The 8,700-nt window shown below is 65.0% G+C and carries 8 protein-coding genes and 1 pseudogene; all 9 read right to left on the bottom strand.

The window, feature by feature from the left end; translation table 11 throughout:
- Positions 1-91: 91 nt before the first annotated feature.
- The gene (trmB, locus tag PMI42_RS06590) at positions 92-802 is read right to left on the bottom strand and encodes a tRNA (guanosine(46)-N7)-methyltransferase TrmB (protein ID WP_008131803.1); all 711 of its coding nucleotides are present in this window, start codon (positions 800-802) and stop codon (positions 92-94) included.
- Entirely contained in the window at positions 799-1,956 is a 1,158-nt protein-coding gene (locus PMI42_RS06595) for a M20 family metallopeptidase (RefSeq protein WP_035964708.1), read from the bottom strand. The genes trmB and PMI42_RS06595 overlap by 4 nt, the downstream gene beginning before the upstream one ends.
- Positions 1,957-2,041: 85 nt before the next feature.
- The gene (locus PMI42_RS06600; RefSeq protein ID WP_008131807.1) at positions 2,042-2,455 is read right to left on the bottom strand and encodes a helix-turn-helix domain-containing protein; all 414 of its coding nucleotides are present in this window, start codon (positions 2,453-2,455) and stop codon (positions 2,042-2,044) included.
- 221 nt (positions 2,456-2,676) lie between these two features.
- Positions 2,677-4,290: an apolipoprotein N-acyltransferase gene (gene lnt / locus PMI42_RS06605; protein WP_008131809.1), complete on the bottom strand. Its 1,614-nt coding sequence runs from the start codon at positions 4,288-4,290 to the stop codon at positions 2,677-2,679.
- Positions 4,287-5,405 carry a hemolysin family protein gene (locus tag PMI42_RS06610; protein WP_008131811.1) on the bottom strand — a complete coding sequence of 373 codons (1,119 nt, stop codon included), beginning with the start codon at positions 5,403-5,405 and terminating at the stop codon, positions 4,287-4,289. The genes lnt and PMI42_RS06610 overlap by 4 nt, the downstream gene beginning before the upstream one ends.
- A 1-nt stretch (position 5,406) precedes the next feature.
- Positions 5,407-5,895 carry an rRNA maturation RNase YbeY gene (gene ybeY / locus PMI42_RS06615; protein WP_008131812.1) on the bottom strand — a complete coding sequence of 163 codons (489 nt, stop codon included), beginning with the start codon at positions 5,893-5,895 and terminating at the stop codon, positions 5,407-5,409.
- Between the two features lie 82 nt (positions 5,896-5,977).
- Positions 5,978-6,973: a PhoH family protein gene (locus PMI42_RS06620; RefSeq protein WP_008131813.1), complete on the bottom strand. Its 996-nt coding sequence runs from the start codon at positions 6,971-6,973 to the stop codon at positions 5,978-5,980.
- A 64-nt stretch (positions 6,974-7,037) separates the two neighbouring features.
- A complete protein-coding gene (gene miaB, locus PMI42_RS06625) occupies positions 7,038-8,435 on the bottom strand; it encodes a tRNA (N6-isopentenyl adenosine(37)-C2)-methylthiotransferase MiaB (protein WP_008131814.1) in 1,398 nt (465 codons plus the stop codon).
- Positions 8,436-8,573: 138 nt separating this feature from the next.
- Positions 8,574-8,700, bottom strand: a pseudogene (locus PMI42_RS40365) (hydrolase); the annotation flags it as partial.

Genomic DNA, 8,700 nt, shown 5'->3' on the forward strand with positions numbered 1-8,700 from the left:
TTCCGTCATTGCGAGCGAAGCGAAGCAATCCAGAAATCTCTCTGCGGAGGCACTCCGGATTGCTTCGTCGCTTCGCTCCTCGCAATGACAACTAAACCCGCCTGAATCGCAAATATGTCGTCTTGCGCCCTTCGCGCGTGGCCTTCCGGCCGTAACGCGTCATGGTGTAGCCGTCCCACGGCTGGCGGAAATCGTCGGCGCACTCGGCGAGCCATTGGAAATCCGGCGCGCGCGCCAGATGCGACAGCGTCCAGGCGCAGTAATCGTCGATGTCGCAGACGAAGCGGAATTCGCCGCCGGGCTTGAGCACGCGCGCCATCGCGGCGATCGTCCTGTCCTGCACGAAGCGCCGCTTCCAGTGCCGCCGCTTCGGCCATGGGTCGGGATGGATCAAATCGATCCGCGACAGCGAGGCTTTTGGCAGCCAGGCCAGGAGTTCGGCGGCATCGCCCGCGAACAGGCGGATGTTGGCGATGTTGGCGGCCTCGATCTGCGCGAGGATTTTTGCCATGCCGTTGACATAGGGCTCGCAGCCGATGAAGCCGGTCGCGGCGAAGGTCTGCGCTTCCGCCGCCAGATGCTCGCCGCCGCCAAAACCGATCTCGAGCCGCACGTCCTCCGCCGCGGGATCGAAGATCTCGCTGGCCGTCGCCGGCTTCTCGCTGGCGATGTCGAGCGCAAGATGCGGCAGCAGATGATCGATCAGCTCGGCCTGGTGCTGCCGGAGCTTGTGGCCCTTGCGGCGTCCGAAGAAGGCGCGTTCGCTGTCATCGCGATCGGGATCTGATTTGCGTTCGCTCATCGCAGCGTCTGGTACAAACGATAGAGCAGCCGCGCGCGCGGTTCGAGCGACGAAACGTAGAGCTGCTCATAATGGGTGTGTGCACCCTTGCCGTCGACGCCGAGCCCGTCGAGCGTGCCGGTGTGGGGAGCGGTGAAATTGCCGTCCGAGCCGCCGCCGGTGTAGGTGTCGATCAGCTCGAAGCCGATCTCGGTGGCGAGCGTTTTGGCATGCTCGTACAGCGATGCGCCTGCATTGCCCTTCTCGTAAGGAGGACGGTTGAGCTCGCCCTTGACCGTGACGCTGACGCCTTCGGTCTTCGATGTCAGCCCGAGGATCTTGCCGACGAACTCCTCCGCGTCCGCGAAGCTCGGAATACGCAGATCGACTTCGGCATAGGCCTCTTCCGGCGTCACGTTGGGACGGGTGCCGCCGCGCACCACGCCGACATTGACGGTGACGCCGCGGGCCAGATCGTTCATCCCTTCCAGCGTGTGGATGACGTTGGCAAGCTCGCGGACGGCGCTGCGACCGTCTTCGGGCCGCGAGCCGGCATGTGCGGGCACGCCCTTGATGAACACATGGAAGCGCCCGACACCCTTGCGGCCGGTGACGATCTTGCCGCCGTCGCGCGCCGGCTCCGTCACCAGCACGTATTTGGCCTTGCGCCCTTCCTTCTCGATCAGCGCACGCGAGGTGGGGCTGCCGATCTCCTCGTCGGAGGTGAACATGTGTGTGATGCCGAGCGGCGATCGATTGCCGTCGGCGCAGAGCGCGGCAAAGGCGTGATGGGCGATATAGGCGCCGCCTTTCATGTCGTAGATGCCGGGACCGAACGCGCTGTCGCCTTCGACCTTGAACGGCAGGCGTTCGATGAAGCCGAGGGGATGAACGGTATCGAGATGGCTCAGCACGAGAATGCCGGGCTGCTCCTGACCCCAGGTCGAGCGTGCCAGCAGATGATCGCCGCGGCCATCGACGCCGGCGATACGTTCGAGCGTGACGGGCAGATCGCGATGCTGATCCGCGACCAGCGACACGAGTTTGTTGACTTGTTCAGGCGCTTCCGTCGGCGTCTCGATCTCCACCCAGCGCCGGATGCCATCGAGAATAGTTTGGGTATCGAACCAGTTGGAGCTCGCCATGGACGCATCTATGCCTTTGAATCGCATCATCTGAGACGGCGCGCGTCACCGCGCGGCCGCAAATGACGACATAGGCCAGATTTGGCGCAGCCTCAAATCGGATTGCGATGGCGCCTCAGCGCTTGTCGGGGCCTTCGCGAGCCGCGATCTGCTCGACGAGATCGACGATCGAGCGGCGCATCTTCGAATCGGTGATTCGCGTGAATGCCTTGGTCAGAGCGAGACCTTCGGAGGTCGCGAGGAAGTCCGACACATAGGAGGGCGAAGCGCCTTCTGCGAAGCCGTCCGGGCCGGCCACGCCGCTCGGGCCGCCCTCGAACAGGAACGACACCGGCACCTGCAAGATCTCGGCGATCTGCTGGATACGGCTCGCACCGACGCGATTCGTGCCCTTCTCGTATTTCTGGATCTGCTGGAAAGTCAGGCCCAAAGCTTCACCGAGCTTCTCCTGGCTCATGCCCAACATGATGCGGCGCATACGCACGCGGCTGCCGACATATTTGTCAACAGGGTTGGGCGCTTTCGACATTTCCTCAGCCTCCAAACACCACCTTCAGCGCAATCGACCGGAATGCCTCAGGTGCCAGCATCGTAAAAATCAAACCCTGTTATTGGGAAACATTGCGGAGAAATTTAGCAATGCCCACTGTCTTTTGCAGCGGGTGCAGAATGAGGAACCCGCGTGCAGTCTGTCAACCGTGGGACTACGGTTGTCAAAGGATTCCGCCCGCGTCCGTGGCGACGACGTGATCAGGGGTGCCGTTTGGCAACACGTCGGCGGACCGCGAGAAGCACGGCCAGCGCGACCAGCATGGCCGCGGGCACGTCACCCATCCGCGCATAGACGGTTGGCGGAATCGCGGCGGGAAGGTTTGCATCCAAAATACCTTCGGTCCCGAGACCGAGGCTGGCGATGGTGCGTCCCACCGGATCGATCACGGCGGAGATGCCAGTATTGGCAGAGCGGACCAGCGGCAATCCGAGTTCGATCGCGCGCATCCGTGCCTGCTCCAGATGCTGATACGGTCCGGTCGAGATGCCGAACCAGCCGTCATTGGTGAGGTTCACGATCCAGCCCGGACGTTCGTTGCGTCCGGCAACCTCGCCGGGAAAAATGGCCTCGTAGCAGATCAGCGGCAGCGCGCTCGGTGCGCCCGCTACCGGCAGCGCATGCCGCACGGCGCCGGGAATAAAGCCGCCGCGCACGCGTGTCAGCTGCTCGAAGCCGAGCTTTTCCATCAAATCCTGGTAGGGCAGAAATTCGCCGAACGGCACGAGGTGCAACTTGTCGTAGACTGCGAGCACGCTGCCGTCGTGATCGATCACGTAGATCGAATTATAGGCACGCGTGATCGGAGTTCCCCGCGGCAGGTCCGGCGCGCGCACCGAACCCGTGATCAGCACCGTGCCTTTCGGCAGCAGCTCGGCAATTTGCGCCATCACGTCGGCTTCGCGGGTCAGGAAGAACGGAAACGCGGATTCCGGCCAGATCAGGATGGTGGCATCGCGCACGCCGGTCGATTGCGGCCCGGAGGCGCGGTCCGACAGCGCCAGGTACTTCTTCATCACCTCCGCCTTGGCGGCGTAGTTGAATTTCGCGTCCTGCTGGAGGTTCGGCTGCATCAGGCGCAGCTTGGTGCCCGCGACCATCGTGGTTGGATTGAGCGACAGGCGGATCGCGCCGAAGATGCTCATGACAATCAGAAGCGCGATCGCGGCGCCCGGCGCGCGCCACGCCGGGCGGCGATCGGGCGTGCGATCGATCAGCGCCGCGGGACTCGCGAAGATCGCGATGCTGAGGAACGTCATGCCCCACAGTCCGATCAGCGAGGCCGTCTGCGCCAGCGGCAGCGGCTCGGACAGCGCATAGCCGAAGGCGTTCCAGGGAAAGCCGGTCAGCGCATGACCGCGCAGCCATTCGGCGACGGTGAGGCTCGCGGCGAGCGCGAGGATGCGCGTGGCATCCTTGCTCCAGAGCAGCCGGGCCAGCGCAAAGCCGATTGCGGTGAAGATGGAGAGATAGGCCGGCAGGCCGAGCACCGCGAACGGCGTCAGCCAGGCGAATATGTCGGCATCGACGAAAAACGCGTAGCCGATCCAGTAGAGCCCGGGCACGAAATAGCCGAGCCCGAACCAGTAGCCGGTCAGCGCTGCGGCGGGAACGCCGCCATAACGTCCGGCACCCGCGCCGTCGATCAGCCAGACCATGACGGGCAAGGTGACGAACAGCACCGGAAAGATGTTGAACGGCGCCAGAGCCAGCACCGACAGCGCGCCGGCCGTCATCGCGATGAGGGCGCGTTTCCATCCCCAGGTCAGGATGATGGCAAGCGCAATCTGCCGGAAGCGCTGAAACGCGGTCACTGCGGACTGGTCCCGTCGCCCGGCGGCGGGGTGGGCGTGTCACCGGACGGCGGCTGACCGCTCTCCGGCGCGGTCTCGCGGCGGCTTCTCTCGCGCTGGGTGCGCGGGGCGGGGCGTTCCTTCCGCGTCGAGATGCGCAGCCGCTTGACGCGGCGCGGGTCGGCATCAAGCACCTCGACCTCGTAATGGCCGGGGCCCGAGATCACCTCGCCGCGCACCGGCAGGCGCCCGACGAAGCTGACGAGATAGCCGCCGAGCGTCTCCACTTCCTCGCCGGCCTCGCCGGTGACGAAATCCGCGCCGATCACCGTGCGGACGTCGTCGAGGCTGGCGCGGGCGTCGGCGATGAAGGCGTTGTCCGGCAGGCGTACGATCGAGGGCGGCTCGTCGCTGTCGTGTTCGTCGTCGATCTCGCCGACGATCTGCTCGACGATGTCCTCCAGCGAAACCAGCCCGTCGCTGCCGCCATATTCGTCGACCACCAGCGCCAGGTGAATGCGCGTGGCCTGCATCTGCGCGAGCAGGTCGATCGCCCGCATCGACGGCGGCACGTAGAGCAGCTTGCGGATGATGCGTGCATCCTCAAGCGGCAGCGCGAGATCGACGGTGCGCAGGTCGAGCCCGGCCGGCAGCGGCTTTTTGCGTTTGGTCTTGGTGGTTTCGGATACGCGCGCGCGCGCGGTCATGAAGGCGAGCAGATCGCGGATGTGGACGATGCCGACGGGATCGTCGAGCGTCTCGTTGTAGACCACGAGGCGCGAATGGCCGGCGCTCTCGAAGCGGTCCATCAACTCGCCGAGCGGGATGTCGCGCTTCACGGCGATGATGTCGGCGCGATGCACCATGACGTCGGCGATGCGGCGCTCGTGCAGGCCGAGAATGTTGCGCAGCATGGTGCGCTCGACCGCGGAGAAGCCGGTGTCGTCGGGTGTCGTGGCGTCGAGCACGACCTGGAGATCGTCGCGCACCGATCCGGCCTTCCAGCCGAACAGCGTGCGGATCGCGCGCACCAGCCAGCCGTCGGCGGTCGGACGCAGGACCTCGCCTGGCGTCACCACCGCCGGCAAATTGGGCGTGTTGCGCGGATTGTCGTGGGTCGGTTCGGAATCCGGCATTTCAGTGCGTCCCCGGGCGGTCGGCATAGGGATCGGGAATGCCGAGATGGGCCAGGATCTGCGTTTCCAGGGCTTCCATCTCTTCCGCGTCGTCGTCGTTTTCGTGATCGTAGCCGATCAAATGCAGGAAACCATGCACGGCGAGATGGCTCAAATGATGGTTGAACGGCTTCTTTTCCTCGTCCGCCTCGCGCCGCATGGTCTCGTAGGCGATGGCGATGTCGCCGAGCATGCGAGGCGCATCGCCCGGCTTCCACTCGCCCTCCGGCTGGAGCGCGGGGAACGACAGCACATTGGTCGGCTTGTCGATGCCGCGCCAATTGCTGTTGAGGGTGCGGATGCCAGCATCATCGGTCAGCATCACGGCCACTTCGGCGTCCGCGACGTCCTCGTCGACACTCTCGGCGGCGGCCGCGACCGCGCGCTGGATCACGGTCTCGGAATCGGGTTCGCGCTGCCAGCAATCGGCAACGACGAGGACCTCGGTCATGGGAAGGTTGGGGTGTGACATTGTCTTTGTTCGGAACGATAAGGCGCCTCGTCCGCGCCCGCTTGGTCCGGCTGTTGTCCCGTCAGGATTTACCGGCGGCCGGCCGCTGCGGCTGCCCTTCGTAGGCGGAGACGATCCGCGCCACGAGCTCGTGGCGGATCACGTCCTCGGCTTTGAAATGAACTTGTGCAATGCCTTCGACGCCATCGAGCAGGCGCGTAGCCTCGGCGAGGCCCGAGGTCTGGCCGTTCGGCAAATCGATCTGCGAGGGGTCGCCGGTCACGATCATGCGGCTGTTTTCGCCGAGGCGCGTCAGGAACATCTTCATCTGCATCGACGTGGTGTTCTGCGCCTCGTCCAGGATGATGGCGGCGTTGGTCAGCGTGCGGCCGCGCATGAAGGCGAGCGGCGCGATCTCGATCTCGCCGGTCTGCAGCGCGCGCTCGACGATGCGTGCGTCCATGAGGTCGTACAGCGCGTCGTAGATCGGGCGCAGATAGGGATCGACCTTCTCGCGGAGATCGCCGGGCAGAAAGCCGAGCCGCTCGCCGGCTTCCACCGCCGGACGCGACAGGATGATCTTGTCGACCTCCTTGCGCTCGAACAGCTGCGCGGCATGCGCGACCGCGAGCCAGGTCTTGCCGGTGCCGGCAGGTCCGATGCCGAACACCAGCTCGTGACGCTTCAGCGCGCGGATGTAGGAATCCTGCGCGGCGGTGCGCGCGCGCACCGGGCGCTTGCGCAGATTGATGCTGTCGAAGGCCGACTTGCCCGACTTCGCGTCGAATTCGAACAGCGAGCCCTGCGCGATCACGGCGCGGATCGCGCCCTCGACTTCGCCCTGGTCGAGATCCTGCCCCTTCACGGCCTGCGCGTAGAGCGTCTCCAGCACGCGGCGCGCGGCATCGCAGCCGTCGCGCGAGCCGCCGATCGTGATGTGGTTGCCCTTGGAATCGACCACGACGCCGAGCCGCCGCTCGATCTGCGCGAGGTGCTGGCCGTAGGGGCCGACCAGCGCGGACGCGGCGCGGTTGTCGTCGAAGTCGATGACGACCTGGGTCTCGGGCGGAACTTGCATGTCGCGGTCAAATTTGCGGCTGGGAGCGATAGAAGACGAATCCGATGCGCTTTTTGGCAAGGGTTCAGGCTCCAGTGGCTATGGGCGATAAAGCGGGCTCGCGCGCATTACGCGGTGTGGCGAGCTCGCCGAGGAAACTGTAGCGCTCGAGGCTGTCGATTCTGACAGGCAGGATTTGTCCGATGATGTCGGGCGAGGCCATCACATGAGCGGGCTGGAGGAAGGCGGTGCGGCCGACGATCTGGCCATCCTTGCGGGCCGGACGCTCGAACAGCACGTCGACCGTTGAGCCAATCGCAGCCCTGTTGAAGGCCGATTGCTGGCTGTCGATCAGTTCCTGGAGCCGCTCCAATCGCTGGTCCATCTCGGAAGGGGACACCGTCTCCTGCATATCCGCGGCCGGCGTTCCCGGCCGGGCGGAGTATTTGAACGAATACGCCGCAGCGTAGCCGATTTGCGTGACAAGCGCGAGAGTGGCGAGAAAATCTTGCTCGCTCTCGCCGGGGAAGCCCACGATAAAATCTGATGAAAAAGCAATGTCTTGGCGTGCGGACCGGAAACGGTCGATGACATCGAGGTAATCATCGGCGGTATGTTTCCGGTTCATGGCGGCCAGAATCCGGTCCGAGCCCGACTGCACCGGCAGGTGCACGAACGGCATCAGGGCATCGAGATCGCGATGGGCCGCGATCAGGCTGTCATCGACATCGCGGGGGTGGCTGGTCGAATAGCGCAGCCGTGCGATGCCGGGAATCGTCGCCAGATGCTCGAGCAATCGGCCGAGCCCCCAGCTTTTTCCGTCCGGTCCGTCGCCGTGATAGGCGTTGACGTTCTGCCCGATCAGCGTGAGCTCGCGCACGCCGTTGTCGGCCAGCCGCTTCACATCGTCGACGATCTTCGCCACGGGACGCGAGACTTCGGCGCCGCGCGTATAAGGCACGACGCAGAAGGTGCAGAACTTGTCGCAGCCTTCCTGCACCGTGACGAAAGCGGAAATGCCGCGCGCGCGGATCGCGGCGGGTTTCGGCTGGGCCAGGAAGCCGAACTTGTCCGCGGCGGGAAATTCGGTCTCGATCGCGCGGCCTTCCTCGCGCGCCCGCTTCAGAAGCTCCGGAAGGTGATGATAGCTCTGTGGGCCGACCACGACGTCGACCACCGGCGCGCGCCGCGTGATCTCCCCACCTTCGGCCTGCGCAACGCAGCCGGCGACCGCGATCTGCATCGTCCGGCCCCCGCGCGCGGCCTCGTCCTTGGCGACGCGTAGCCGGCCGAGCTCGGAATAGACCTTTTCGGAGGCCTTCTCGCGGATATGGCAGGTGTTGAGGATGACGAGGTCGGCATCTTCCGCGCTGGCCGTCTCCACGAATCCTTCCGGGGCCAGCGTGTCCACCATGCGCTGGGCATCGTAGACGTTCATCTGGCAGCCATAAGATTTGATGTGCAGCTTGCGCGGCGGCGTCATGGAACCTGGAATGGAGGTGGAGGACCGCCCCCAGATATAGGCTGGAGGGACGAAAATCCAGCGAATGGCCGCTTTTTAGACGGTCATTCCGGGTTCAAGTGCTCCGCGCATGCGCAAAATGATGCAAAATGGCCGATATCAGCCCGTCTGGGCGTCCGCCGCGACCCGCCGGACCAGCTCGGGCAATTGCCGCATATCGTCGAATGTCAGTCCGGCGCCGGCGGCCCGCAGCCTTTCGGCATGACCCGGCGGGCAGTGGCTGGCG

Origin of the sequence: Bradyrhizobium sp. YR681, from assembly GCF_000282615.1 — a bacterium.
Taxonomy (GTDB): Bacteria; Pseudomonadota; Alphaproteobacteria; order Rhizobiales; family Xanthobacteraceae; genus Bradyrhizobium.

Bases quoted from the DNA above. Each gene is read 5' to 3' on its own strand.
- trmB (WP_008131803.1), bottom strand. From the start codon at position 802: ATGAGCGAACGCAAATCAGATCCCGATCGCGATGACAGCGAACGCGCC.
- PMI42_RS06600 (WP_008131807.1), bottom strand. From the start codon at position 2,455: ATGTCGAAAGCGCCCAACCCTGTTGACAAATATGTCGGCAGCCGCGTG.
- PMI42_RS06610 (WP_008131811.1), bottom strand. From the start codon at position 5,405: ATGCCGGATTCCGAACCGACCCACGACAATCCGCGCAACACGCCCAAT.
- PMI42_RS06620 (WP_008131813.1), bottom strand. From the start codon at position 6,973: ATGCAAGTTCCGCCCGAGACCCAGGTCGTCATCGACTTCGACGACAAC.
- ybeY (WP_008131812.1), bottom strand. From the start codon at position 5,895: ATGACCGAGGTCCTCGTCGTTGCCGATTGCTGGCAGCGCGAACCCGAT.
- PMI42_RS06595 (WP_035964708.1), bottom strand. From the start codon at position 1,956: ATGATGCGATTCAAAGGCATAGATGCGTCCATGGCGAGCTCCAACTGG.
- miaB (WP_008131814.1), bottom strand. From the start codon at position 8,435: ATGACGCCGCCGCGCAAGCTGCACATCAAATCTTATGGCTGCCAGATG.